Source organism: Citrobacter sp. C13 (assembly GCF_014596815.2).
Classification (GTDB): domain Bacteria; phylum Pseudomonadota; class Gammaproteobacteria; order Enterobacterales; family Enterobacteriaceae; genus Citrobacter; species Citrobacter portucalensis.
Map to the genome: position 1 here is coordinate 175039 of NZ_CP115025.1, position 24439 is coordinate 199477.

Here is a 24439-nt window from a genome sequence, read left to right on the forward strand (position 1 = left end):
AAAATTCAATTTTTTGTTAAAGGCCTTTATTTTCATCTCCTGTATTAAAATTTTTATCCACTCAAATTGCCTCCGTTAACAGAAAATCGCCGAGTTTCTAATTGGTACAATAAGCGCGTCAAATCACACGACTTATTTGTTACTACGAACCATCTAATTCAGGGAGAACGTATGACTCTTTTGAAAAAGTTACTTTTGCCGACATTAATCGTCCTTTTCCCGGTGGCAACTCTTGCTACCCAATCATCATTTGAAGCGAAAGTGGTAAAAATTATCGACGGGGACACAATCACCGCGCTCGATGGTCAGAATACAAACATCAAAATCCGCTTGTACGGTATTGATGCCCCCGAAAGTAAGCAGGCCTTTGGACAAAAGGCTAAACAAGCGTTGAGCTCCGCGATTGCTGCACAGAATATTACGGTAATAGACCACGGACCTGATATTTACGGCAGGATGCTGGGAACCATTTGGCTTGATGGTTATGACATAAACGCCTCAATGGTAGACAGTGGCTATGCATGGGTATACCGGTTTGACGGTAATGCCATCGTCCCAAACTATCTGAAATTCGAAGCTTCAGCGCAGAAAGCAGTTAAAGGCCTCTGGGTAGATCCGAATCCCGTTGCCCCCTGGGAGTGGCGCCAGCAAAACCAGAAACCTCAAAAGACGAAAAGCAGGGGGTGACCGCGATGACAAGACAACATCCTTTATTGAAAATTGCGCTTAATAACGATGGACATCTTTCGTGGCCAATTTTACCCGGACAAACTCAGCGCTGCCCAACGTGTCTGCGAGACGTTATTCCGGGTCCGGATGGGGATTTAGTACATCAAGTGGAGGAGGGCGTTAACCCCTGCACGCCATCTGTAGATGTTGTCATTTCAAAGTCGATCATTGAACTCCTCAGCGCAGGTGAGCGCCTATATGTTAACCCAGTTAAGAACGCGAATAGAACACTGGCCCCATCGTTTATCTTTCTGCACAAAGACCAGCAACTTCGACCATTTATAAATACGGACTATCAACCAGCAGGGGCCACCTGGAGAAGTGATAAAGGGAACAGACTTGGTCTTTTCTATATGGATGAGCGAGCGTCTAAAATTAATAAGGACCAGTTCGATTTTATTGCTGTAATAGACCCATCTACTTTTCAAGCAGAATTTGAGACCTTATGGTCCATGGGCGAATTTGATAACCCCCTTACCGCGTTACAGCACTCACTGGTTTCAGAGAATATGTCATCTGTCTGGGTGAAATGGCCTGTTAAAAACCTGCAATCGAGGAAAGAATCGGTGAAGTCCGATTACTGGTATGACTATTATACACCTCACTACCCAGAGGAGCAGGCAGCTTGCACGGCAACCGTGATTGGAATAGACGGAAATGTATCCGGGGAAACTATTTACATGCTCCAGATCGCCCTAGACCGGTCGACAGTTGAGTACCAGCTTGTAAAATCGCTAGGGGTCATATTGCTACTGGATAATACGGGAAATTTGGTATCGGAGGCGCAGCCTCACTTTGATATAATCATCAAAGCTTGCATCTCGGGCGTCAGAGACTTTGTACGTCAAAATCCTCGAATGCGGAGTGTGGAGCATCAGATTACCAGTGCAATGCCTGGTTAGTTAAATCATGAAGGATTTCCAATGACATGCAGCCGGTTGAGTTCTGATTCGATTGACGGGTTCACCTTTTTCATTTCGCCTCACGGTCAGGGATGTAGACTGTCTGTCGAACCTGAATACCGCCGCAATGGAACACAAAATTTCGATGGCTGGTTCCCTCGATATTACACTAAGCCACAATACGCTAAAGCAGCATTGACACGGTTTCTTGGGGAACCTGTTAATTGGTTGGATTGTAATGACCATAATTAGGGCTTTCAGACAGTTAGCCAACAAAAAAATCTTTAACTCACCAACAATATTGAGAATTACCAAATGGAAAATCTGGATGTTGTATCAGCGGTAGATTTTTACTTAGAAAAAGCATTTTATTTATTTGGATTCATAATGTTAGGTATGGCATGGCTTACTTTCCGTGCTGGTTCAACTTATCAGCATTTTAAAAATGCTGATAAGTTAGTCAGTGAAGGTAGAGGATCTTTCTCAAGCGGTGAAGAACCTGAAATGATCCGGCGACTTAAGTTCCAAACATTGATCTGGTACATTGCTAATTGTGTGGTGTTAGCACTATCCACTATTGTTTTTGGGTATCTATTTTATCTACTTCACAGTTAATCAAACAAGGAGATATTTTTATGCACGAGAATCAGGCACATCAAATAATTGACGCACTAAGTAAAGATAAGTATATCTACATTGCCCTTATGATTTTAGTCATTCACCTCTTGATGAAGCAAGTGAATAAACATCACGATAAGCTTGTAACTTCAAGGCGTATTTATGATGACCATAAATCTGGCAAAGCACTCGATGAAACACCAGCCGAAACCTTGACCATGATGAAAAAAAGCTTTATTTCCATCGTAGTTAACTTATTTTCAATTATTAGCGTCACGGTACTGGCTGCATGTTTTTTCATCTATTTTTAGTTCAGTAATGGTACAGATAGTTCCGCTGGTACCTATGGCGGTCTATCTGTATGAGTTTAAAAAATTTTTCTAGTAACGAAGGACCTAAAATGATTAGGTAAGAACGGGGTAAGCCCGTCCTATGTCCTGGATGGTGATAATGCAGGTTGCCCACAGGAAAATCATCATGGAAATCCCAAATCCCGTGCCAGTGCGTAATCCAAGAAGTAAAACGTAACCCATTGATTTATATGTCAATGCAGTTTTAAAGTGTCACCTCTTTCTGCAACATAGAAATGGCACTTAAAGCTCATGTTTTGGTTGCGGTTCAACTTGTAAGGAGGTGTATAATTTCCTTGGGATTTTTCTAACAAAGAAGGATTACAGGAATGAGTGGGAATTACTGTGCATTTTATGTTGCTGAGCCTTTTCATGAGGGCGCTCTGGGAGCTCATGCTACGAAAGACTTCGTTTATTACAACACACTGAGAATGTGGAAAGGAGCGGACTCCGGTTTCCCTTTTACCAATTCACACGATACAACTTATAACGTTCGTGATGGCAGTAACTGGGAGCAAACTTTAATGCCTCGCCTCAGACAGCGTCTGCGGAATTCTAAGAATATTATTCTATTCCTGAGTGATCGAACTATAAATTCTCGCGCTCTACGAGAAGAAATTGATTACGGTATTAATTCCTTGGGGCTTCCTGTAATTGTAATATACCCTGACTATGACACAAAAGAAAGTTTGCTAGTTAACAACATTTTAAAGCAGCAAATACAAAATTTATGGTCTAAGATTCCCGCATTCAGAGATTCAATGCATTTAGTTCCCACGTTGCATATCCCAATGAATAAAGCTCTTATCAGACAATCACTGGCAGATAGTAAGTTTATGGTGAAAACCAAAACCGTTCCAGATGTATATAGATATAGCGCATAATGTAACTTAAGCGCCGATTGTGGCGCTTTGTTTTTGCATAGATATAGGAATATTAAATGTCTAAGGTTAGTCTCTGTGACAAGCAGGTTTTCAATGAGTTTAAGGGATATGCATCATTATTGTTCGGTTTTATCGGTGCAGTTGTTATTTTTGTCGACATTCCTGCAAATCAAAAAATTGCGGCAGGTTTAGCTTGCATTGCAGTGCTTATTATCGCCTATCTTTGGTTATGGTACAGAGCAAATAGCTTGAGGGAGATTAATCTAACCATTGAGGAAAGTACTGTTATCATTAAAACAGGAGATATCTTCAAACAGGAGGGTTTGAAAGCGATCGCTTTCAATGAATATTTTGATACTCAGGTTGATGAGCGAATTATTGCCGGAAGTAGTCTCAATGGTAAATTTATCAACGAACATTTATCTTGTACTGTAAGTGAGTTGGATGATTACATTAGTAACTATAGGTTCGATGCCGAAGAGATAAAAGATAGAAATGAGGAAAGGATTGAAGGTAAAAAGCAAAAATTTGAAATTGGCACTATTTGTGTTTATGGTGATTACATACTCACTGCGCTATCTAAGTTTGACGAGCACAATGTAGCTCATCTCACAATGCCTGAGTATTTAGGTTTTCTAATAAGTTTTTGGGATAAGGTTAATCGAGTCTATGCTCAAAAAAGTGTTTCTGTCCCAATCTTTGGGTCTGGACTTACAAGAATAAAAGGCCACAAAATTATCGATGAGCAAGATCTATTAAAGATAATGCTTTGGACTTTTAGGATAAGCGAAATGCGATTTAAACATCCAGCGAAATTAACAATAATGATCCATGAAGGGAAGATAGATAAAGTCAATCTTTTAGAATTAAAGACAGCAAGAAATGGCTTGTGATTAAATTAATGATGAAGGCCTAAGCAATGGCCTTCGTAAATTAAATACCATTGACAATCCATTCAATTGCACCAGGGGTGCGAATCCAGGTTTTTAAATTATTATTCACGTAATATATGGCTTCATCCATTTCACCTAACGTAATATATCCACTGTTAGACTTGGGCTGTAATCTGCACTTCGATAACAAGCCGGGGATGTGTCTATTAGAATCAATCGCAGCTTTAGCGATATCATTGGCATCTGGGGATGACTGCCGGTAGGCGAGGAGGGCGCGTGTATACTGAAGAAACGGGCGCATATCCCCAGGATAATCGTCCAGTAGCAAGGCCAGATCATCCACCATTTCAAGCTCAAGGTAATAGTTCGCTAATAAATGACGAATCCCCTGGTTATCGTTCGGGTTGAGCTTCAGCATTTCGCGGCAGTGAGCCATAGCCGGATAAAAATTACCTGACTCCCATAAGGCCTCAGCCAAAGCTGCTTTTGCTCTCATATATGGACGTGTTTCGACAAATCCCCAGAAACGTCCTGCGAACTCCTGAAAATCCTCGCCAAGAGCAATGCTGGCTGCGTACAAAGCCGTCTCCAGATTCCCGATTTTTGACTCAGGAGGTTCTTGAGATAACTCGCAGTAGAATGAGTATGCGTCAGCACAGAGCGGGGATTTCTTGATAGCTTTTCTGATGAGTTTCAGCACAACGTCCAGGTCATCAGTTTCCCAGGCATCGAACATGAACTCCTGAGCCGCAGCCAGATCCAGATGTAATTGCTCAGAACTGACAGCATTTTTATACAAATCAACGCGCTTTTTAGTCGGGAATTTAATCATCTCAAGTATCCTTTTGGGGGCTCACTGTTCCGGTACTTTGCAGCACTGATGGTCGATTCTATCGCTTTGAACTTGCCACAAACAAGCTCGGGTCTGCCAGAACGGGATTGATAGCCCGGAGCTGTTCCTGGACGCGCACCTGAGCCTTACGGCTGGGCGATTTTTTGCTTCGTTCCCGTTTGCCTTCGCTTTCCCGCTCATCCTGTTTTACCTGAGCCAGTCTGAGTACAGTCCCGAGACGTTTGTTATCGACAATCTGCCCCTGGTCGACACAGGCCAGCTTATCAAATGCCTGGCACTTAAGGCTCCGGTGTCCATAGTGGAAGGCGAGGGTGCCATCGGGATAGTCCAGTATTTTAATTTTTTCACCGGCAAGACGGCTATTTTCTTCTGTTGGGTCCATGAGATAAAGGATCTTATCGTACTGGAATGTCAGTGATTTCGACACGGTACGAACATCATGCCAGGCAAAGATGTCTCTTAACTCACCGGGGCTTTCCTGCACCGGACGATGCAAATCTTTCGGGAACCTGGCCGGACGTGAGAATCGGCGGTTAAAGTCTGCAATGAAAGTGGCAAGCCAGGCATTTGCAGCCTCAATGCCGGTAATACCTTCCAGACGCATTTCTTTGATCAGTCGATCCTGAAGCGTCTGATTCGCACGTTCCACGCGGCCTTTAGCTTCAGAGCTGTTGGCACATATAAGCTCGATTGCCAGGTCATAGAGCACACGTCCGAACTGGGTAACGGTGGTATTGCGGTTCTCCGGACCACTGACGCGAAATATTGCGTGTTTGTCACTGTACAGCGATACCGGTTTCCCATGCTGCTCAATGTATTCCCGGGTTGCCAGCATGTAGTCAAAGGCTGTTTCTGACTCGCTGAACCGCAAATGCATCAGGCGGCCGGTGGCATCATCGATAAATACCAGAAGGCAGCATTTTGGCGCACGGCCTTCAAACCAGTCATGGTGGGAGCCGTCGATCTGGATAAGTTCACCCAGGCAATCACGCCGATGTCGAGGTTGATAAACCCGTGACTTGCGACGAGCATGCGGAACCCAGAGTCCGTCCGACGTCATCCAGTTGCGGACAGTCTCGATTGAAAGCCGGATATCATGACGCTCTCTGAGTTTTTCTGCGGCCAGTGTGGGTCCAAAGTCGCTGTAGTTTTCACGTATTAGCGTGAGTACGCGTAGTTTGAGAGATTCGGTCAACCGACGGTTGCTGGGTTGACCGCGTTTGCGGCTGACAAGTCCTTCAGCACCAGAAACCCGGTAACGATTGATAAGCCGTTGCGCCTGACGTTCTGAGATGCCAAGCTGTGACGCTGCATCGCGACGGCGTAGGCGCTTTTCACAAACAGCCTGTATCACTGGCAAGCGATGAATTTCTTTATCTGACATGGTCACCAACATCCGTTGAGTCCCTTAGAATTGCATTCAGTTTAGCTTACTCTAAGGTGACGTTTCTATCTGGATAAAAAGTGACATTACTAAATGGTTCTAACATTATAAGTGCGTATAACGTGGATTATGTTAACCCAAAACGTTTAATTGTAATGGATAGTCGAATTGGGTATACTTTCGGGAAGTACTTCAATTCATAATATACCCATGACTGAACTCGTTGAAAGTAAGCTGTGCCGAAAATGCAAGACTCTGAAGAGCTTGTTAGACTTCGGAATTGACCGTAAAAGTAAGGATGGCCATAAGACTCGCTGCCGCCAGTGCGTAGCTGGCGAAAACCGGTTGTATAAATTGAATAACCGCAATGTAGTCAATGCAGCCAAGAACCGGTATCGTCAACGCCATACCGCCGAAATGGCCGACTATATGCGTTTGTATCGTGCCAGGGTCCGTGGAAGCCAGCTGGCTGACCGCCACCGTCAGCACCTGGAGTTTCACAAAGAAGTGAATATTCAGCTTCAATTTAGGCTCGGAGCCATCATGGCCTCTCAGTTACTTCAGAATGACAAAACTATAGAGATTGAAAAGTTACTTTTAAAGTACCTTAAATCGCCTGAATCTGCTTCCGGAAGAAAGGCTCTTAATGAAGCTAGGGGAATCGCTTTCAGAGCGAAAATATCATATGAGGCGTTCAATACTCTTTTGAATACATTGAACAGATCACGAATTTAGATGCCCCGTTAGTATAAATCGTGTTTCTAAAGGCTTTCGTATGTTTAAAAAAGGAAAAAGCTTAATAGCTTTTAGTGATTAAAATTACTATGCAGGCGAAATAAATGAGCAGATTTTATGATTTCAATGCGTTAGAACTAATGGAAATGGCCCCCATATCTATCTTCAGTCGTAACAAAAATACTGAGATTTTCCTGGATGATCAATTATTAGAGCAGGAACGTCGCCATTGCCTGTCGGTTCATATTTTTTGCAGAAAGCTCGAAAGATTTGAAGAAGAATTCAACAGCAATAAAAGTTCCAGAAATCGCTTGGTTAAGTTCCTTGAATCACAAGAATGCGATTTTATCTATGATATAGCTAAAGAGTGGTCATCTTACAATTTCCAAAAAGTTCCTCAAAGCACAACTTATACGTACTTGAAAACACTTGTCGAACACATCAACGAACTCAAAAGTAAGTTTGGCATTATGAGTTATGCCACTTATCACAACAATTACATTCATAACTTAATTACGACAATCAATGAAAACCTCGTAAATATTAATTATGATTTATCCCTTATTACATCAACAAAGCGAAATTGGAATCTTTATCGAACTGAATTCGGACTAATTCTAGCGAACGGGATTAGGAAAGTATTACTTATTGATAAATTAGAACATTTGAAAAACAAAGATCTTAAGCCGGGACTTATTTTCTTCATTACAACGCCAGTGTCACAAGATGTCTTGCAGGATTTATTTTCACGTCACCAGCCTTACATTATGATTTATAGGAATGAAAAAGGCATTATAAAAACAGTTGAACCACTTCATCTGCTTACCGATGCTCTTTTTGAAATCATTTCACTGGCTTCAAATATTAAAAATAAAGACTCAATGTTCTTTGAACCTAAAAATAAGTTAACCTCTATTATTGAAGAATTGTTTGAGCTCCAGAACCTTTTTGAAGAATACATGCGCCAGAGTTTTATGCAGGTCAGATTAAGTGAAAGAAACACACAATATATATATAATAAAATCAGATCACTTAAACATCAAGCCAATCATCTTGAGTTTGGAAATACAGAAAAAATACGGACGCTCGCTTTTAAACTAGGTGTATTAGCTGATTCATTTAATAATTACGATGTTAAAAGCAAGACAATCGACCTTCTGCCTAATACTATTTTCACTGGCATTCAGAACATTACCAGCAACAGTAATTTGTATCGTGTGAAAAACGACATTCTGTTTTATGAAAATAACCTTACAGCATCATTATTAACCTGGTTGAAAGCAAGCCTTGAACTTAAAAAGTTTATGGTGATCCAGGAAGATCAGATCGCAAACGGGCGAAGTGATATTTCTATTTTCTCTTCAGGTGTGAGAGTTTGCATTATCGAATCCAAGTTAATACAAGAACATTCCACCGAAGTGCCAATAAAATCTGTAATAACAAAAGGAATATTTCAACTTTATACAAAGTATTCAGACTCTGTTGCTCAGTCATTTATCGTTCCGCCTGACCTATATCTGGTGTTATTCTGCTTTGACCATAAATTTGTGAATATTCGTAAACACACTGAATCAGCGCTTGAAGACTACCAAAAAGAAAACAGAAATATTAAACTTGAAATGATGCACAGCACCCATCATCAAACCATACGCTTTAGCTTGCGAGAGTCTGGCGGAATATTTGCGGATAAAGTCGTTTATATTAACTTAACTATAGCAAATCTCAGGACAAAGGATAAAAATTGAGAGACACAATGGTAACAGTGAATAACACACCTATACATCTCTCTGACCTTAATGATGCCTTTTTAGCGGTAGACAGTGCAAAGCTGGAATGCGATGGGCATACTTTAATGCTCAGCCATGCCTTGATGGAGGCTAAGATCCCACATCTTCGCTTCCTTGGGAAAGTTACCGTTAAGGGATGTGATTTTGTGCTCTCCCCCCACTTATGGTTGCAAATCGACGGCTTCACGGTGGACTACCGCCTCCGGATGTGGATTAACCTTTTCTGTGGCCCAGATAAAGCCTCAGGGGCGCCCCATGGCATTTTCAGCAGCCTTCATTACCCGGAGCATCATTATGAACCACTGAGGCCAGCACCGTGTAATCTACTAGCCCCAAATCTGCTCGATTTAATTACCGATGGATTCGCCTCAAAAATCTGCATCCCGGAATCTACGTTGGCATGGTATTCGACAGGACAAATGAAATAATGTTATCCGGTAAATAGTAGATAACTCCGGTCGTTAGGAAAATTGGCTTTGATAGGGTTACTTCAGTTCTTTTAGCCACGACTTTCTTTCAAAGGATGAATGTGAAAATATTCCCGTTTGAGGTTCAAAACTCTATAGCCGTTTTGAACCATCTCAGATTGTAATTTTACCATCGAGCTCTTACTGGCGAAGGTTCCAATGGTGAATGCGGTAAATCTGCTTAACGGAACCATTCCGGATGTCGCATACGATCAGCTTTAATAACTTGCGTGTTCAATTCAATGACTTCCGTCGGTGTTAAAATTAAGGCATCTGGATTCGAAATTAATGGTCGTAGAACCACCTCCCCTTTTTTATCATCTTTAGAACCGTAGATATTAATTAGAAAATGCATGCGTTGATTTAATTCTGATTGACTTACCCATTGCCTAAAAGTCATCGTTTGCTTTACATAATTAATAATAAGAGGGGCCAATTCAGTTTCTTCCGTTTGTGACAAAGCCTTTTTATTTGACATTTTCTTAAGGATTTTACCTAGCTTTGCCACACACATATGAATGCTTAACGATGTGGAAATTTTAGTGGTGTTAAAATCCTCCTGTGAAATGGAAATCAATCCAACATACTGTTTATAACAATCGTAGACATAAATAAAGTGTGATGTAAATGGGGTTGAATGATTAAAAACCCCCAAATTCCAGCCATATTGCTCTACTGTTAAAGAACTAAAATCTTTGTCGTTAATGCTCATTTATACTCCTAAGCGTCATAATTTGATTGAACTAGATTGTACGAAAGCTGAGTTCTAACCTTTGTTTTTATTTCCAAACAAATATACCACATCCTATATCCATCTCTAATAACCTCAACAACACAATTTCTGAGTTTAATTATTTTCATGAAATCAATAATTATGGTTTGTTACCTAGTAGTTAAAGACGGTTGGACGACTTCATGAAATTTTAGAATCCTTCTGTCCGAACTGAAAACCCTTGCGACTCAGAATAGATTCATGTTAAAACTCGATAATGTACTTTCACAAATTTTCGTATTTTCCTTATTCGAAAGGTTTTTATTGATCTGTGTGAATCAAGTGCTTTGTTCAAGGTACTTGTTACCTGATACTAAAATTATTTTAAACGGGATTCTAGCCTTACCATTGTTCTGTTTACCGGAGACATTATTCGTGACTGACAAGACATCTATTTTAGTTCTTACGCCAATCCTGGAGCTTGCAGAAGAAGCCCATAAGTCCTTAAAAGAGAACCTTAAGGAAATTGGAACAAGTGACACAACCGGAACATGCATGTTCGCATGTATATTGGTTTGTAAATTTGCACGACTCAGAGGCATGGTCGCAAGTATACGCGGCGGGAATGGTACAGATAATGGAGGTCTTTTCAATGAGTATGGAGGACATGGCCACTACTGGTGTGAGCTGAGTGCTGGAGGAATGACTTTTTATATCGATATTGCTGCCGAGCAGTTTGGATACCCTTCTTTCATTGTCAAAAATGCCAATGACGTGTCGGACTTTCCGCGATATATCCCCGGCAACCAAGCTACAGTAGATGAACACGTGAGGCTTGCGTACACTGAAGGGATTCAATAGCCCTGCATTTTGTACCAGTTAATGTCAGTGCAATTCTTACTGTCCCATACAGTTTATGATGCCGCTGAACTTCCGCGCAAAGTTCCTCAAATGGATGAGCGGGATTGAAAATAAAGAGATTTAAAAGCGGGTAATTGAGTTATAAAGGAATGTTATTTATGCATTCTTGAACCAAATACACCGCTTCAGAATGGATCGCCGTAATCTTACATTGTAGGACTTTTCTTCCAGCTACCAATTTGTTCATGAATCTGTCTTTCAATTCTTTCCACGTGAGCATATAGCTCAGTGTAACCAGGCAGATTTTTGCCAATATCACCTTCCCACTGACGCGTTAGCAGGCTGACTTTATCTTTAAGCGTGGATAGCTGATTGAGTTGCTTTTTGGCAATCACAATCTCTTCCGAGTATAAATTTTTCTTAGCCATAACAGTACCATACTTCATAAAATTTAACTTAGGTAACGACGGCTATCTTTTAACACAATTCATCAGTATTGCAACATCTAAGTACATTTTAATCATATGCAAATTATGGATTGGCCAGTATCCAGCACTGTCCCCGTGATGTATTCATGTTAGCATATCTCCCGCTGCGCTTACTTACCTTTGGAAAGTTACTTTTTTCCGAAGCACCTGCTAATAAGATACCGTCATAGTGTTATGCATAAAGTTATATTTATTGTTCAGTATGATTTATCTATTTCCATACTGAACTTTTAGCTTAATGTTGCTCACTTAGCTTCGGGCTCTGATGACGTAACGCTTTACACCTTCAGGCGGTTCGGGCCAATCTGAATTTTCTCGGGACTGATAATTACGGTTTCTGTATTTGATAAATGCCTCAGCCTGCTCGATATTATCCAGCCTATACTGAAGGAATTTAAATGCGTCATGAGGCATATTCCCTGTAAGATCTTCAGCAGTATATGAATCACCCGTCACATCATACCAGTGACAAAGTACCACTTTCTTACCGTCTGCATCATAGATCGCGTTAAAATAATCACTCTCAAATTCATAGACATTGACGGGTTGATAACCGTCTCCGGGCTCCTGCCTTGTGACTTCATTAAAATTTGGTAGGCCATCATCATCCAGCAAATCCGGCGTCAGATAAACTTTATCATTCCGACTGACCATTGCCATGTGACATGCCCATTGATCATTCAGCATTGTCGGGAATTCCTTTAAATCACCGGCATGCCAGTTAACAATCTCTTCTGGCCGTTTGACAACAAACCGCTCCAGTTTCTTTGCCTTTCCTTCAAGCAACACAAACCTCAGACCTGAGTTTTTCTCTGCCATCGACAGGACCCTTGCTCGCGCTTTATCCGGGCATTCATACCAACTGGTATACAACTCCAGCAACAGCTCCCGTGTGTCATCATCCCCTGCCCGGGCATACATCCATTGCTCCGTTGAGCATGTCCCTAATGCAATTAGCTGTAATGAGTTTCGTGACTTAATCAAGCCAACCGGGAGGAACATATCCGGGGTTGTTACGTATTCCGCGCCAGAGTTGGAGTTGCATGCAATATAAGCATCTCCCCACATCTCAAAAAGATCGCTATATTCCTCATGTCCCGACTTGCCCATGGCCCCTTTCAGTAATTCCGCACCTTTTTCGCACATTTCAAATAGCTTTTGTTTTTCGGCCCACGAACTGAATACCGGTTTCATGGAGTACCATTTCCTAGACTGCTCCTCATCTTCCCAAAGGGTAATTTCGGATGCCGAACGCTCCGGCATAGAGACCCAGGATCTGCTGGTTTCCCGAATGTTTCGTTTTCCGGTTGCATAGACAACACGATGGACCCACGCATGAGCTTCAAGTCTGTTATCACACTCATAGGGTTTAGGCGCGATAAACGCGACGTAATTCCCTGACGAGTTGACCCCGGCCCGAAGCAGTTGCGATCCGGACGCAGTTACCTGCTCCTGAATGACCGATGCCATTTCGCTTGCACCCTGAGTGAGCCTGTAAAGTTGATTCAGCAGGGCCTGGCGCCCTTTTTCGAAACGCATTCCATCATCAAGCGAAACGCCACGGTTACCGGTCTTCCATGAAGCAATGCACTGATGAATCAGTTCATGAATGTTCACCGGCAGGCGCAACCCCGAATCCTGCATTGCAGTCAGCAGATATTGCCGGTGCGGCAATTCTCTTTCACGTTCCTGCTCCAGGAATTTGATTGCGGCCTTAAAAAATCGAATGTAAAAAAGGTGGTTACTCCGGAATTTGCGCTGCTGGATAAAACGGTTCAGTTCCTCCGGGCCCACTGCATCCAGGCACAGATATGCAAGCTCTGCTTCTCCCCGGCGCCACGGCCTGTAGCCAGAAACGTTTACCTTACAGTTAAACATCTTATCTGTTCTGTAGCGCTTCACCGCCACATCAACTGCCAGACTATCTCCCTGACGATACACAACCGCAGCAGAGACATTATTCTCTGGTTCAGCGATGAAGGAGTACCCTGAATAGCTGCTGTCCTCTTTGACGGCACCAGGTGCTGTTCTGGGGGTCATAAGCTCACGCCAGTTGCAGAGCAGCCGCGAGCCCGGTTGCATATAGGAGTTTTTTTCACTAATAAATTCATCGAGCGTCTGCGAGTCTGGTGATGCCAGCAGCCCTGTGCCGTCTTCATCGTGCAGAAAATGGAAGTACCGCTCCTGGAAGCTCAGATTCAGGAAATTAGCCTTTTCATGCTTGGGATAGAACTGACCAAAGAGAGCCAGCCGCTGGTCAAGACCAAACAGCATGATAAGCAGACGTCGGTAATGCAGAGCCATCAGGTCATGGGATTTGAGACGATCGGTATAGGCCACATCTTCAAATTTGATGGTGGTACCGTCAAACCCACGAAAGTGGCCCTGCTGCTCATCTTCAGACGGAAATAACCGTGATGCTCCAAGATGGCTTTCCACCGGGGAATAGATTTGTTTGATGTTTTGCCCGTTGCGGACCATCAGAAACACGATGCTGTTCTTTTCATTGTATTCTGAATTCGCCCAGGTATCACCATAGTCAATAAATCTGCGGGTGGTTACCATGACGAGTACACATCGCTCAGTCGGAAAAATTTGCTCCACCAGCCCAGGGTTATCTTTTAGCGCCTTGTGGAATGCGGAAAGACTCCTGAAATCAAAGTGTTCGTCGATGTCACACCAGGCTGAAAGTTCCTCATCCACTACGAGCTTCTTCTGACACAGCGTCAGCGGAATGCTGCTGTCAGCTGGCTCGCCTTCAGCAATATCGACTACCGTCACGTTTTTGCCGACGAATAATTCCAGCGTGAGAACACCGGCCTGAATTTTGTTAGCCTGCTCAATGCCCTCCTGCGTTCCGGCCAACTTGGCAGCGGCCAGCTCCGCATAATACGGATGCATTTTCTCCAGCGCCCGGGTAATAGCACCGGTACGCGACGTAATAATGTTAGCTACGGCACCGGCAATCTTCCCTTCCCGTTCCGCGACTTTCGCCATCAGAGAAACCTGAGCTTCGGAAATTCCCTGAGAAAGGGCATTCTGCACCGTACCCAGCGCCATGGTAACTGCGGCATCTTCTGCATTTCTGACGACCGGAAGCATTCTGTCGTCTGACTCGCCCCCCCTTTTACTGGCCTCTTCGTCTTCGATCCTTTTCATAGCCAGTTCCCGGAGATCTGAGGGATTTTTCAGTGTTTCGGTGAGACGCATTTGCAGGTCAGCAACCTCGTCCTGAATGCCTTTGAGCTCTGACTGACGGATCGATTCATGGTCGGGCTGATATTCAAACAAGGCGAGAAAATCGGCCGTCAGAAACCGATGTTCATTCAGTTTCTTGTCTTTCGTTGATTTTGAGCCGTTCTCAGCAACGACTTCAACGTTTACCCATTCCCCGTAGTGCCGAGGGTGGGCACGAAGGATGACGGTATGCAGATTGTCATCCACGTACCGCAACGAGTTGATGAGGAGTGTATCCCCGGCCGCAATCGCCTCTGCCGGAATATCGACGAGGGCGGACCAGTATTGCCCCGCCAGCAGAGAATGAAAACGTTCAAGGCGATCAATGTTAGTTTTGCTGACCAGGCCACCCATTCACTATACCTTCCGAATTTGTTTGTTATAAGCATCATACCAGATTGGATTGTCAGCCAAATAACCTGAAGTACGGGAAGAGGTAAAATAATTAAAATTGAGCCTGTCCAATTTATCAGTTTTGAACATGTGGATTAAACCTTCGTTAATTAAATCATCGGGGAATGACTTCATATATTACATAGGAAGGAGTTGAATAGCCCATTAAGTCATATATTTTAGAGACAGAAGCTTAACGGGCGAAATATTTTTTTACAGTCAACCAACGTCAGATCATTTTTTGGACTGAACGATTTCCCAGTATCTCTCGTTAACACTGGTTTCACAGCGAGAAGGTATGTCAGACGGGGATCTTGATCGAGTAACAAATGCCTCGATTACATTTTTCCCTTCATCTGACACTTCGGCATCAGGTAATCTTCTAAGAGTCTCGTTTAGTATCTTAGTAGCCCCATCTCTCATCTTAACTGGATTAGCTTCTCCGAGAAGTTCACCACACATTTTTGAAACAGCTGTTGCGTGCCCAAAGACAGGTACTGGATCACTTTTTTTATTCTGTGTTTCGCTGGCATGAACAGAAAATACCAGTGAAAATATTCCTGCCAATACGATGCATTTAATTTTCATTTGTTTCTCCATGACTATCACCAAGTTAAAAACATAATTTTTATACCACAATATTTTCTCAACCATAAACAGCTATTTCTGGTTGTGGATCATAATTATTTCATCCCGGCGTTAAACTGACGCCGGGAACAGAATCCGGCCGGAATTTTCAAGGCATAGATAAATTGTTATCACGCCAATATTGATGCATGCCTGCAACCCATTGTTTCGAGATTGCCGACATCGTCTCTGCCAGGACACGCATACATTCAGGTGTGAATAACCGGACTGGCTCCCCCAAATCGTCACTCACAGTGATGATGTGCTCCAGGATGTTCCCGTGACATAAATTGTGACGAACCCTCACGATTTCCGCATAGGGCCTTTTCGGGGCACCTTCAGCAATCTTGGTCAGCAGATCCTGCTCCTCGGGAAACGCCAGCAGCGTCACCGGCATACCAGCCATGTGCGCCCTTCTCATTAGGGCATTACTGAGTGTGGCCATATCACTTAAATCCACCAGCGTTGCGGCTGGCTGCGAATGCGCCTGTGACTCCATCAGTTCAAGCGTCACCCTCAGTGAGGTTTCAATCCCGTTCAGGAAAGTTGTACAGGCAGCCAACCACAATTCAGCGTGAGTTGCCCGGGTAGCCTGGTCAAAAAAACAATCAATAACGGCTGTCGTGCTGTACGGCCAGTATGCTTCCAGGTCCCGTAACTGTGCCATGTGCTTCTCTAACGCCTCTGCAACCTCTACATCTACATCTATCGGATCGAAATCGTCGGTATCGATAGTCATAGGTAAATCCTGTTGTCAGTATCGTGAATGAAAATCCGCTGAACCATATCATACCCTTACATAAAATATGGCTTAGCGCCATTATATCTTTCCTAAATGCAGCGCCAGAGAGAACAGTTGCTAAACGCCAAATGAATCAGAACAACTGTTCCACGAACAGCCAGGTTGTGGGCCACAATTAGTTGACCACGGCATGGATAACAAGATGCAGTGTAAGACTGCGAGATCTTCATGGTCCAATCCAATTCTGACATGCTTTGAGTCACCCTCGTCAGATGATAAAATATGGAAAATTTATCTAATTCAAAAAGGGCTGCTTGTGGATAATTCATTTCGTGCAGAAATAAAGGTTCTTTCCGTTTTCGACTTTGATGGAACTCTTACCCGACATGACAGCTTTATCCCCTTTTTGCGCTTTGCCTTCGGTAACAGTGTCTTCACCCGCCGGTTGGTTAAACTCGCTCTTCCTACCCTGCGGTGTTTGAGTCGCAAACTAACTCGTGATGAACTCAAAGAAATTTTAATATCAACGTTTCTCACTGGTATCGAGGAAAAGTGGGTCAAGGAGAAAGCCGAAGCCTATTGCAACCTTTATTGGGGGCGTCTGATGAGAGCATCAGGCCTATTGGCCGTGGCAACGGAAGTTTCTAACAATGTTGAGGTGACACTCTGCTCAGCCTCACCGAGGCTTGTACTTGCTCCGTTTGCTGAACGACTGGGGATCAAGCTCATCGGTACAGAGCTGGAAAGCGTTAATGGTATCCTGACCGGGCGCATTACAGGGCACAATTGTCGTTGCATACAGAAAATTAACCGGCTGGAGTCTATTTACGGACCATTAGATCAGTATCATCTTCGAGCCTGGGGGGACACTCGGGGCGATTATGAATTGCTGGCAGCCGCCAAAGATGCCCACTGGCGGCACTTCCATCCTCGTTGGGACAGAAAAAAAGCTTTTATACACCGCTTAAAAAAGGAGTCGTTCAGGGTCTAAAATCGCACAACATGAACGTTTTAAATAATATACCGGGGCTAGCTTTCACAGTTGTCCATGACCAGTGTTTGGCCGTTGATACCTTTAAGACCCAGCTGGCTGGGTCTCTCGCCAGAGCCCTCTAATTAAGCTTTATCAGGAAGCAAGCTAAAGGATATTTAACCTTTTTGTTTCATCTATCCACGGTCTAAATTCTTCCAGTAAGTTATCGTATAATTTTTCATCGCTGATAGAGCCGAAGTCATCCATTGCAAAGAAATGGGTGTTATCAACGCGGCGGTCTGTAAAATCATCCAGGTTTTTCAGGATTCCGTAGCTAGATCCACCGAGGCCGACAAATTTCCAGAAGATCGGGAAGTTGGCTGAGCGCCGGATAGCATTCTTAATTGCTCCGGTCTTGCTTATCCCGCCATCGGTAATAAACACTATGTAAACCGGGATTTTTGAGTCTTTGAAGTAGTCGACAATTTCTTCCATTACCGGTGGTTCATTGTTAGTCCCACCAAGCCCCGGCAAATTTTCCCAGGCTGAACGCTTTCCGGATCCACGAATGGTCTGAATGTAATCGTCAAGGTTATCCAGAGTGACATTTGGATACTTCTTATGCTTCTCTCCAAAGCCCCAGACATCCATTTCGCCATCGTCATCGAACTGGGCGGCAAGGACGGCGATGCGATCCAGCACGGACTGAACGTTACCCTTACTGAACTGGCCACTCATTGAGCCGGACGCGTCAAGAACAAACGCAACTGCTGCCTCCAGGGTTTCCAGTTTATTTTTAGTGAGGCTGACTGAGGCCTTTTTAGCGAGACTTACAAGTCGCGGAGATTTTGTTTCGAGCTTCTTTTCCAGACTGATACGAGCAGGTTGTGCTGGCTGCGGAGCTGTCTGTGCAACATCAACACCATAACTCATCGCCAGGGGCTCAAGCCCACCGTTGAAACCGAGGCCAAGCGCCCGTAGCTTCCAACTGCCGTTATGGCGATACACCTCCGCCACGATAATAGCTTTCTCGCTGCGCCCTGCTGTTTCGGGATCAAACGATGCAATACCGGAGGCCTGCAAATTCAGATTCTGCAAGCCTGTAATAGTATCGCTTCCGTCTATCACGAGGGTTATGGCGATTTTCTGAACAGCCGAGGAAACGCGGTTAAGATCAATATGTACGCTTGATTGCTGCGTCCCTGCCGTCAGTTTTAAAGCCCCCTCCGGTGAACTCAGGTTATTGAAAAAGATGAAATCGTTATCACCGCTCACCTTACCTTGTGCGTTGAGCATGAAAACGCAGGTGTCGGGTTCGCCGTTAAAACCGGGACGTACCGGGTATCGCAAATTAAGAGTGACTGATGATGAAGATAGAAGGATATTTTGACCTGACTGTAATTGCATGACTCTGTTCCTTGTTTAGTAACCGTAGTCTCTGCCACCCTTTACCCGGGTTCTGGCCTGAAGTGCTGAAATACACCCATCGCGCTTTTGCTTGTTCGAAAAGTTGATGCGTCGGGATCCGAAATCACCATGGATATAGAAGTTGACACCTTTCTCGCGTGTGATATTCGATATTTTTCGAATCTCAATGCTGTCTTGCTCACCCATCCTGCTCAGAAACTTGAGACGAAGCCAGTCACCCAATCCCATATTGCCTAAATCTGCTGGAAGAATTATCGTTCTGTCATTGTCGTTAAAAATTATACCGAAATATTCTATGGCGATGCGTTCCGCCATTTTTTTCATTGGCCAGATCATTACAAGTGGATAGAGAACGAACATAACTCTTGCTATATAATGTGATATTTCTGGCGATACAAATTTGACGGGAAGCGCACTGAGTTGCAGAACGAGCACTGCTGAAACCACAATAACTGCGATAGAGGCACTTAACGTTTTAAAAATGACGCCAATATCATATACACGTTGAATGTTGGGGATAGCTGAATATTTTCTTTTTAGCTTTCGGTAGAAAAACATCCCGAATATCAGAAACGGCAGGAACACAAAAAAAGCCACAATAAAAAGTAGTATTACTGCTGAACCATCATCTTTTTTCTTTGCCATGTGCTAACACCTATAAAAAACCCCGGTGACAGCACCGGGGTTGAGTTTATTTTTATTATTAAATATTCACGCCGTGCTGGGTTGCCAGTGCAGATAACCCGCCAGCAAAGCCCTGGCCGACAGCTTTAAACTTCCATTCAGCGCCATGGCGGTACAGTTCGCCAAAGACCATTGCAGTTTCGGTTGAGGCGTCTTCAGACAGATCGAAACGAGCAATTTCCGCGCCGTTGTCGTTGTTGTACACGCGCATGAAGCTGTTGCTCACCATGCCGAAGTTTTGTTTACGCGCTTCTGCATCATAGATGGTAACGGCAAACACCAGTTTTTTGATGTCTGCTGAGACTTTGGTCAGATCGATTTTGACCTGCTCATCGTCGCCGTCGCCTTCACCGGTACGGTTGTCACCCTGGTGCTCTACCGCGCCATCAGGACTGGTTTTGTTATTGAAGAAAATGAAATGGGCATCTGACAGCACTTTACCGTCTTCGCCTACTGCAAATACGGAAGCGTCCAGGTCAAAACCCTGACCGTCGGTTACACGGGCATCCCAGCCCAGGCCAACCATAGCGACATTCATGGTTGGTGCTTCTTTGGTCAGAGATACGTTGCCGCCTTTTACGAGAGAAACTGCCATTTTAAGCTCCTGCAAACAGTTGAATTAGGGCTGAATAAACAGCCCCGGATAAGAAAAGTAACTTTTCGATCAGGACGCGTTAATACCGTACTGAGCACATACAGATGCCAGACCACCAGCATAACCCTGGCCTACTGCGCGGAATTTCCACTCACCATTGTGACGATACAGCTCGCCAAACAGCATGGCGGTTTCAGTGGACGCATCTTCGGTCAGATCGTAGCGAGCAACTTCAGTCTGGTTATCGTCATTTACCAGGCGAATAAACGCACCGGATACCTGACCAAAGCTCTGGCGACGAGCCTGAGCATCGTGGATAGTCACAACGAAAATGATCTTGTCAACTTCAGACGGGACGGCGTCCAGTTTAATTTTCAGCGATTCATCATCACCATCGCCCTCACCGGTGCGATTATCGCCGGTGTGCGTTACGGAACCGTCCGATGACGTCAGGTTGTTATAGAAGATGAAATCTGAATCGCCGCGCACTTTGCCATTTGCGGCCAGCAGGAAAGCTGAAGCATCCAGGTCAAAGTCCTGACCGTCTGTTGAACGCGCATCCCAGCCAAGGCCCACCAGGACGTTTTTCATTGACGGAGCTGCTTTACTCAGGGAGACGTTCCCGCCTTTGGAAAGAGAAACACTCATAAAATAACCTCTTCGATTAGTAATTGTTCAGGTTAACACTTCAGGGGATCAGCTCCCCTTTTCCTCAGATTCAGGTTTGCCCGGGAACATGACGCTTGCGAGAATGCCCAGCGCCAGAACACCCAGTACAACATACAGGCTGGTTGTGGCCGCGATGCTGTAACCATGATGCCAAATGTGATCGGTCGCATTCAGGCCCAGTTTTGCCGCGATGAAGAACAGCAGCACGATAACGGCCTTCTCCAGATGAACCAGGTACTGTTTCAGTGCTTCAAGGACAAAGTACAGAGTACGCAGGCCCAGGATAGCAAACATCATGGCACTATAGACGATAAGCGGTTCACGACTGACGGCAATGATTGCCGGTACCGAGTCAAACGCAAACATAACATCCGATAGTTCAACCACGGCCACACACAGGAACAGAGGGGTCGCATACAGCGCCGCCTTTTTACCACGGCCAATGGTGACATCGCTGTTTTCTGGTTTCGCCAGTTCGGCATCCACTTCCTTCTGGTTAAGCAGGAAAGCATGACCTCTGAGCTTCGGCCAGATAGGGAAGAAGCGTTTAACCATGCGGTAAGCCAGATGCTGGGAATAATCCTCAATTTCATCATCGTCATCACCGCTTTTAAGCATCATGACCGCCGTCCAGGCGACGATGATAGCGAAGACAACTTCAACATACGGCCCCAGACTCAGCAGGCTCGTACCGATGGCGACAAAGATGCCCCTGAAGACGATGGCACCAATGATCCCCCAGTAGAGAACACGGTGGCGGTAACGATCAGGAACGGCGAACCAGGAGAAGATGGCCATCATGACAAACAGGTTGTCGACCGACAGCACTTTCTCCAGCGCATAACCCGTTACAAACAGGCTGGCAACCTCAGCACCGTGGTGGATGTAGAGGAAACCGGCAAATGCCATCGCAACCACAACCCAGAATACGGACCAGAGCGCCGCACTCTTCAGGGAAATGGGCTTGTCATCACGGTGCATAAACAGGTCAATAAAGATGGCACCGACTGAAAGCGCAATGAAAACAATGACCGTTTCAGTCGGGAAGCCGATGTGTGTGGAAACCATATTTTACCCTTAGGGATGTGGATCAGAGGCCAAATTCAGCCGGGTCGAAGCCCAACGCGATAGCGATCTCGCGGGAGGCCAGTTTCTCGTCCTGATCGAAGTTACCGTCACTTTTCGCAACGGCAATACCAACACGTAAGGCCAGCTGAGCGGCCTCAGGCTGATCTTTCAGCGCCAGGATGTATTTCATGGTTTCGCCCTTGCCGATTTCAACATCGAAATCGAAGCTTGAAACCAGTTTATTGAAGAACTCGATCACCTCATTGGTATCGAAGACCTTCAGCTCTTCTGAAGAGCGAAGAAAGCCCATCATTTTCTGCTTTTCTTCCGAACTCACGCCGTCACTCGATACGGCAATACGGGCACATACAGCAACGGTGCCGTGCATAAATTTTTTGTTTTTGAAACGACCAACCTGGCGGGTCAGTTCGTCCCGGCCAGAGTTAATGGCACCTTTTACCTTGTCGAAAAAGCTCATACCTGTTTCCTTTGTTGCTGTGTTATTTAGAACCGGCGCTCCAGCGAAATCCCCAGCCAAATGCCCGGTCCATTTCGTCCTGGCCTTTGAAGTACTGGTTGATACGCTCGACTTTAATCGCGCCGTTTTCATTTACGAGTCTGGCAATGGCGCACAATGTGCGACGGTTTTCACCTTCGGTGAGGCGGGTCTCAATGGGAGGCTGATCCGGCACATGAATGGTGACCACACCATCAGTCTTGTCCCAGCTGGGAATACCTTCATAAATAAAGGCGTAAATCAGCACTTCACGGATATGCTTCCATTCCCGGCCATTGATATGCAGCCACTCGCCGTCTGATACATCACCCGTCCGGTCATCGCCCTTGAGCTGAACATAAGGCTCATCGCGATAATTACCGAATGCATTACCCAGCGCCTGAATGACCGATTTATACCCGTCCTGAAGCTCAACAAATGCCCCAAGATCCAGGTCGATTCCTTTGGAGCCGAACATGCCTGCGAAACCCGATTTGCCGCTGCCCCGGTGCCAGTTCAGGTTGATCCGGATTTCACCGAAGTTATCCCGTTTGGTCAGGCTGATTGCTGGCTTCTCTTTTGTCAGAGATACCTTACTCAGGCTGATTTTTGTCTCAGCTGGCGGAGGGGTTGCAACCGGAGGGGTCGGGGCGGCGGGAGCAGGTTCGTCGGCAATATTTACGCCGAAATGCTCTGCCAGCGGTTTAAGACCACCGTTGAACCCCTGTGCAACGAAGCGGAATTTCCAGTCATTATTACGACGGTAAAACTCACCCAGAATTAAGGCTGCTTCCTGACGGCCGCTCAGTTCGACAATGCCGCTAACCAGGCCGGTAGCCCCCTGCTCCACGTCGATGGAAAGATTACGAAGACCGGACACCGTCTGCCCACCGTCACAGGTCACTGTGAACGCAATTTTCTGGACATCAGATTTCAGCCGGTTGAGCGCGACAGTAAAAGTTGAGTACTGGCCTTCACTGACCAGGCTGACGGTACCATCATCGTTGCGTGGCTGACCATAGAACACCATGTCCGCATCACCCTGCACCTTCCCGTCGGCATACAGGCGAAACGCCGAAGCATCCACCTGACCGCCCGAGGTGATCCGGACCCGCAACTCCTGGGCTGGAACGGGGGCATTGCCCCCCGGCGTCAGGTTCATTAGCGAATAACCGCTGAAACGATATCGGAGTGCATATCGTCAATTGTGCGGCCGCGACAGGCATGGCCAAGGGCGGTAAAGTCCCAGTTGCCGTTATTACGACGCAGCGAAGAAATAACGATCCCGGTATGTGAGCCCTGCTCAGTCAGCTTGTAGCGAGCCAGCTCTTTGCCGGTTTGATCGACCACGCGGCAGAATGCGTTTTCGACGTCATTGAACGACTGACCACGGAAGCTGTTAACCGTAAACGCCAGGTATTCAACGTTTGCAGGCAGACGGGAGAGGTTGACCTTAATCACTTCATCGTCGCCGTCACCCTCACCGGTCAGGTTATCGCCACTGTGCACAACAGCTTTGCAGGTGGATTCCAGTTTGCGGAACCAGATGGTGTCAATTGTTTTACCAGTGCTGTCCATTAATACGCAGCCAGCATCGAGATCGATTGAGTCGTTGCCACCTAACAGTCCGCCAAGAAAACCTTTTTTCTTAATCGGATCCCAACCGAGGCCGAATTGAAGCTGGCTTAATGCTGAAGATTCTTTGCTGAGTGATACCGTCTGGTTCTTACTTAATGAAACCATGTTTTATTCCTTAAAATGGTAATGACCGAGACAATCAAAGGGTTGTTTATTAACTGACGAAGAAAATCATATCATGATGAAGTTCTCTGACAAGGGAAATTTTGGTAGTTTTCTGTAAAAA

General features: G+C 45.0%; 26 protein-coding genes. 10 read left to right on the forward strand and 16 right to left on the reverse strand.

Annotated features, from left to right (window positions below; translation table 11 throughout):
* The first annotated feature begins 171 nt into the window (after window positions 1-171).
* The 6 genes from IB222_RS24180 to IB222_RS24205 all read left to right on the forward strand — a co-directional run bounded on the left by IB222_RS24180 (window position 172) and on the right by IB222_RS24205 (window position 4376).
* Entirely contained in the window at window positions 172-687 is a 516-nt protein-coding gene (locus IB222_RS24180; protein WP_015062960.1) for a thermonuclease family protein, read from the forward strand.
* A 5-nt stretch (window positions 688-692) separates the two neighbouring features.
* The gene (locus tag IB222_RS24185; protein WP_015062961.1) at window positions 693-1631 is read left to right on the forward strand and encodes a hypothetical protein; all 939 of its coding nucleotides are present in this window, start codon (window positions 693-695) and stop codon (window positions 1629-1631) included.
* 315 nt (window positions 1632-1946) lie between these two features.
* Complete coding sequence (locus tag IB222_RS24190) at window positions 1947-2246, forward strand: hypothetical protein (RefSeq protein WP_016246547.1); 300 nt, start codon at window positions 1947-1949, stop codon at window positions 2244-2246.
* Window positions 2247-2266: 20 nt separating this feature from the next.
* Window positions 2267-2560, forward strand: coding sequence for a hypothetical protein (locus tag IB222_RS24195; protein ID WP_016246546.1), 294 nt, complete (start codon window positions 2267-2269; stop codon window positions 2558-2560).
* 359 nt (window positions 2561-2919) lie between these two features.
* Complete coding sequence (locus IB222_RS24200; protein ID WP_024146422.1) at window positions 2920-3483, forward strand: TIR domain-containing protein; 564 nt, start codon at window positions 2920-2922, stop codon at window positions 3481-3483.
* A 56-nt stretch (window positions 3484-3539) separates the two neighbouring features.
* On the forward strand, window positions 3540-4376 hold the full coding sequence (locus IB222_RS24205; protein WP_004862033.1) for a macro domain-containing protein: 837 nt from the start codon (window positions 3540-3542) through the stop codon (window positions 4374-4376).
* A 40-nt stretch (window positions 4377-4416) separates the two neighbouring features.
* Here the strand turns inward: IB222_RS24205 and IB222_RS24210 are convergent, their stop codons facing one another.
* From IB222_RS24210 to IB222_RS24220, 3 genes are all read right to left on the reverse strand, one after another.
* Window positions 4417-5208: a tetratricopeptide repeat protein gene (locus IB222_RS24210; protein ID WP_042973673.1), complete on the reverse strand. Its 792-nt coding sequence runs from the start codon at window positions 5206-5208 to the stop codon at window positions 4417-4419.
* A gap of 58 nt (window positions 5209-5266) precedes the next feature.
* A complete protein-coding gene (locus IB222_RS24215; RefSeq protein WP_077258062.1) occupies window positions 5267-6613 on the reverse strand; it encodes an ISNCY family transposase in 1347 nt (448 codons plus the stop codon).
* Between the two features lie 267 nt (window positions 6614-6880).
* A complete protein-coding gene (locus IB222_RS24220; protein WP_103216141.1) occupies window positions 6881-7138 on the reverse strand; it encodes a hypothetical protein in 258 nt (85 codons plus the stop codon).
* A gap of 314 nt (window positions 7139-7452) precedes the next feature.
* On the opposite strand from IB222_RS24220, the gene IB222_RS24225 reads away from it, so the two are divergent.
* Window positions 7453-9093, forward strand: a complete 1641-nt coding sequence (locus IB222_RS24225; RefSeq protein WP_149384963.1) for a hypothetical protein — start codon at window positions 7453-7455, stop codon at window positions 9091-9093.
* 8 nt (window positions 9094-9101) lie between these two features.
* Window positions 9102-9563: a hypothetical protein gene (locus IB222_RS24230; protein WP_058806041.1), complete on the forward strand. Its 462-nt coding sequence runs from the start codon at window positions 9102-9104 to the stop codon at window positions 9561-9563.
* 220 nt (window positions 9564-9783) lie between these two features.
* Here the strand turns inward: IB222_RS24230 and IB222_RS24235 are convergent, their stop codons facing one another.
* Window positions 9784-10314 (reverse strand): hypothetical protein, encoded by a 531-nt coding sequence (locus IB222_RS24235; RefSeq protein WP_032610444.1) that lies wholly within the window; start codon window positions 10312-10314, stop codon window positions 9784-9786.
* A gap of 261 nt (window positions 10315-10575) precedes the next feature.
* On the opposite strand from IB222_RS24235, the gene IB222_RS24240 reads away from it, so the two are divergent.
* A complete protein-coding gene (locus IB222_RS24240; RefSeq protein WP_015062969.1) occupies window positions 10576-11175 on the forward strand; it encodes a hypothetical protein in 600 nt (199 codons plus the stop codon).
* 206 nt (window positions 11176-11381) lie between these two features.
* On the opposite strand, the gene IB222_RS24245 is transcribed toward IB222_RS24240, so the two are convergent.
* The 4 genes from IB222_RS24245 to IB222_RS24260 form a co-directional block, all read right to left on the reverse strand.
* Window positions 11382-11603, reverse strand: a complete 222-nt coding sequence (locus IB222_RS24245; RefSeq protein ID WP_032610446.1) for a hypothetical protein — start codon at window positions 11601-11603, stop codon at window positions 11382-11384.
* 309 nt (window positions 11604-11912) lie between these two features.
* Entirely contained in the window at window positions 11913-15254 is a 3342-nt protein-coding gene (locus tag IB222_RS24250; protein ID WP_032610447.1) for a hypothetical protein, read from the reverse strand.
* Between the two features lie 273 nt (window positions 15255-15527).
* Window positions 15528-15947: a hypothetical protein gene (locus tag IB222_RS24255; protein WP_223240861.1), complete on the reverse strand. Its 420-nt coding sequence runs from the start codon at window positions 15945-15947 to the stop codon at window positions 15528-15530.
* 82 nt (window positions 15948-16029) lie between these two features.
* Entirely contained in the window at window positions 16030-16659 is a 630-nt protein-coding gene (locus IB222_RS24260) for a hypothetical protein (RefSeq protein ID WP_149384964.1), read from the reverse strand.
* A gap of 313 nt (window positions 16660-16972) precedes the next feature.
* Here IB222_RS24260 and IB222_RS24265 point away from each other — a divergent pair, with 313 nt between their 5' ends.
* Window positions 16973-17653: an HAD family hydrolase gene (locus tag IB222_RS24265; RefSeq protein ID WP_032610522.1), complete on the forward strand. Its 681-nt coding sequence runs from the start codon at window positions 16973-16975 to the stop codon at window positions 17651-17653.
* A gap of 147 nt (window positions 17654-17800) precedes the next feature.
* Here the strand turns inward: IB222_RS24265 and IB222_RS24270 are convergent, their stop codons facing one another.
* The 8 genes from IB222_RS24270 to IB222_RS24305 all read right to left on the reverse strand — a co-directional run bounded on the left by IB222_RS24270 (window position 17801) and on the right by IB222_RS24305 (window position 24318).
* Complete coding sequence (locus IB222_RS24270; RefSeq protein ID WP_015062974.1) at window positions 17801-19042, reverse strand: VWA domain-containing protein; 1242 nt, start codon at window positions 19040-19042, stop codon at window positions 17801-17803.
* A 15-nt stretch (window positions 19043-19057) separates the two neighbouring features.
* Complete coding sequence (locus IB222_RS24275; RefSeq protein WP_105318587.1) at window positions 19058-19708, reverse strand: hypothetical protein; 651 nt, start codon at window positions 19706-19708, stop codon at window positions 19058-19060.
* A gap of 58 nt (window positions 19709-19766) precedes the next feature.
* Entirely contained in the window at window positions 19767-20342 is a 576-nt protein-coding gene (locus IB222_RS24280; protein ID WP_015062975.1) for a TerD family protein, read from the reverse strand.
* A gap of 69 nt (window positions 20343-20411) precedes the next feature.
* Window positions 20412-20990, reverse strand: coding sequence for a tellurium resistance membrane protein TerD (gene terD / locus IB222_RS24285; protein ID WP_015062976.1), 579 nt, complete (start codon window positions 20988-20990; stop codon window positions 20412-20414).
* 48 nt (window positions 20991-21038) lie between these two features.
* Window positions 21039-22079: a tellurium resistance membrane protein TerC gene (terC, locus tag IB222_RS24290; RefSeq protein WP_000255079.1), complete on the reverse strand. Its 1041-nt coding sequence runs from the start codon at window positions 22077-22079 to the stop codon at window positions 21039-21041.
* Between the two features lie 22 nt (window positions 22080-22101).
* A complete protein-coding gene (locus IB222_RS24295; RefSeq protein ID WP_000007448.1) occupies window positions 22102-22557 on the reverse strand; it encodes a tellurite resistance TerB family protein in 456 nt (151 codons plus the stop codon).
* 22 nt (window positions 22558-22579) lie between these two features.
* Entirely contained in the window at window positions 22580-23737 is a 1158-nt protein-coding gene (locus tag IB222_RS24300; protein ID WP_015062978.1) for a TerD family protein, read from the reverse strand.
* Window positions 23737-24318 (reverse strand): TerD family protein, encoded by a 582-nt coding sequence (locus tag IB222_RS24305; RefSeq protein ID WP_015062979.1) that lies wholly within the window; start codon window positions 24316-24318, stop codon window positions 23737-23739. Before IB222_RS24305 ends, IB222_RS24300 begins: the two co-directional genes overlap by 1 nt.
* Window positions 24319-24439 lie beyond the last annotated feature (121 nt).

Bases quoted from the DNA above. Each gene is read 5' to 3' on its own strand.
- IB222_RS24250 (WP_032610447.1), bottom strand. From the start codon at position 15,254: ATGGGTGGCCTGGTCAGCAAAACTAACATTGATCGCCTTGAACGTTTT.
- IB222_RS24195 (WP_016246546.1), top strand. From the start codon at position 2,267: ATGCACGAGAATCAGGCACATCAAATAATTGACGCACTAAGTAAAGAT.
- IB222_RS24215 (WP_077258062.1), bottom strand. From the start codon at position 6,613: ATGTCAGATAAAGAAATTCATCGCTTGCCAGTGATACAGGCTGTTTGT.
- IB222_RS24280 (WP_015062975.1), bottom strand. From the start codon at position 20,342: ATGGCAGTTTCTCTCGTAAAAGGCGGCAACGTATCTCTGACCAAAGAA.
- IB222_RS24295 (WP_000007448.1), bottom strand. From the start codon at position 22,557: ATGAGCTTTTTCGACAAGGTAAAAGGTGCCATTAACTCTGGCCGGGAC.
- IB222_RS24235 (WP_032610444.1), bottom strand. From the start codon at position 10,314: ATGAGCATTAACGACAAAGATTTTAGTTCTTTAACAGTAGAGCAATAT.
- terC (WP_000255079.1), bottom strand. From the start codon at position 22,079: ATGGTTTCCACACACATCGGCTTCCCGACTGAAACGGTCATTGTTTTC.
- IB222_RS24210 (WP_042973673.1), bottom strand. From the start codon at position 5,208: ATGATTAAATTCCCGACTAAAAAGCGCGTTGATTTGTATAAAAATGCT.
- IB222_RS24180 (WP_015062960.1), top strand. From the start codon at position 172: ATGACTCTTTTGAAAAAGTTACTTTTGCCGACATTAATCGTCCTTTTC.
- terD (WP_015062976.1), bottom strand. From the start codon at position 20,990: ATGAGTGTTTCTCTTTCCAAAGGCGGGAACGTCTCCCTGAGTAAAGCA.
- IB222_RS24255 (WP_223240861.1), bottom strand. From the start codon at position 15,947: ATGGTTGAGAAAATATTGTGGTATAAAAATTATGTTTTTAACTTGGTG.
- IB222_RS24300 (WP_015062978.1), bottom strand. From the start codon at position 23,737: ATGAACCTGACGCCGGGGGGCAATGCCCCCGTTCCAGCCCAGGAGTTG.
- IB222_RS24240 (WP_015062969.1), top strand. From the start codon at position 10,576: ATGTTAAAACTCGATAATGTACTTTCACAAATTTTCGTATTTTCCTTA.
- IB222_RS24190 (WP_016246547.1), top strand. From the start codon at position 1,947: ATGGAAAATCTGGATGTTGTATCAGCGGTAGATTTTTACTTAGAAAAA.
- IB222_RS24305 (WP_015062979.1), bottom strand. From the start codon at position 24,318: ATGGTTTCATTAAGTAAGAACCAGACGGTATCACTCAGCAAAGAATCT.
- IB222_RS24275 (WP_105318587.1), bottom strand. From the start codon at position 19,708: ATGGCAAAGAAAAAAGATGATGGTTCAGCAGTAATACTACTTTTTATT.
- IB222_RS24245 (WP_032610446.1), bottom strand. From the start codon at position 11,603: ATGGCTAAGAAAAATTTATACTCGGAAGAGATTGTGATTGCCAAAAAG.
- IB222_RS24270 (WP_015062974.1), bottom strand. From the start codon at position 19,042: ATGCAATTACAGTCAGGTCAAAATATCCTTCTATCTTCATCATCAGTC.
- IB222_RS24205 (WP_004862033.1), top strand. From the start codon at position 3,540: ATGTCTAAGGTTAGTCTCTGTGACAAGCAGGTTTTCAATGAGTTTAAG.
- IB222_RS24260 (WP_149384964.1), bottom strand. From the start codon at position 16,659: ATGACTATCGATACCGACGATTTCGATCCGATAGATGTAGATGTAGAG.
- IB222_RS24230 (WP_058806041.1), top strand. From the start codon at position 9,102: ATGGTAACAGTGAATAACACACCTATACATCTCTCTGACCTTAATGAT.
- IB222_RS24225 (WP_149384963.1), top strand. From the start codon at position 7,453: ATGAGCAGATTTTATGATTTCAATGCGTTAGAACTAATGGAAATGGCC.
- IB222_RS24185 (WP_015062961.1), top strand. From the start codon at position 693: ATGACAAGACAACATCCTTTATTGAAAATTGCGCTTAATAACGATGGA.